Source organism: Streptomyces sp. SID13726, from assembly GCF_010548375.1.
In the GTDB taxonomy this organism is placed as follows: domain Bacteria; phylum Actinomycetota; class Actinomycetes; order Streptomycetales; family Streptomycetaceae; genus Streptomyces.
Window position 1 is genome coordinate 1 of sequence record NZ_JAAGLY010000324.1, and the last position, 484, is coordinate 484.

Genomic DNA, 484 nt, shown 5'->3' on the forward strand with positions numbered 1-484 from the left:
TCACCGGCGAGCTGACGATCAAGGACGTCACCCGCCCGCTCTCCATCGACCTGGAGTTCAACGGCTCGGCGACCGACGTCTACGGCAACGAGCGCGTCGGCTTCGAGGGCTCCGCCGAGATCCTGCGCTCCGACTGGGGCCTGACGTGGAACGCCGCGCTGGAGGCCGGCGGCGTCATGGTCAGCGACAAGGTGAAGCTGACCTTCGACATCTCGGCCATCAAGCAGGCCTGAACCGCCTGACCTGACGCCGCCGGGTCCCGGGGGCGGTGCCGGGGGGTGACACCCCCTAGAAGCCGCCCCCGCCGTCGAACCCGCCGCCACCGTCGAACCCACCGCCGCCGCCGAAGTCCCCTCCCCCGAAGTCGGAGGAGTTGAAGTCGGCGCCGGAGTAGTCCCCGCCGTCGTAGCCGCCCATGACGGAGGCGTAGGCGGGGCTCGACATCATCGAGCCGAGCATCGTGCCCACGAGCTGGCCGGGCAGG

At 70.9% G+C, this 484-nt stretch carries 1 protein-coding gene and 1 pseudogene; one reads left to right on the forward strand and one right to left on the reverse strand.

Features of this window, described 5'->3' with window-relative positions:
• The coding region (locus G3I78_RS47875; protein WP_164436895.1) for a YceI family protein at positions 1-233 on the forward strand (233 nt) is incomplete at its 5' end.
• 55 nt (positions 234-288) lie between these two features.
• On the opposite strand, the pseudogene G3I78_RS47880 reads toward G3I78_RS47875, so the two are convergent.
• Positions 289-484, reverse strand: a pseudogene (locus G3I78_RS47880) (hypothetical protein); the annotation flags it as partial.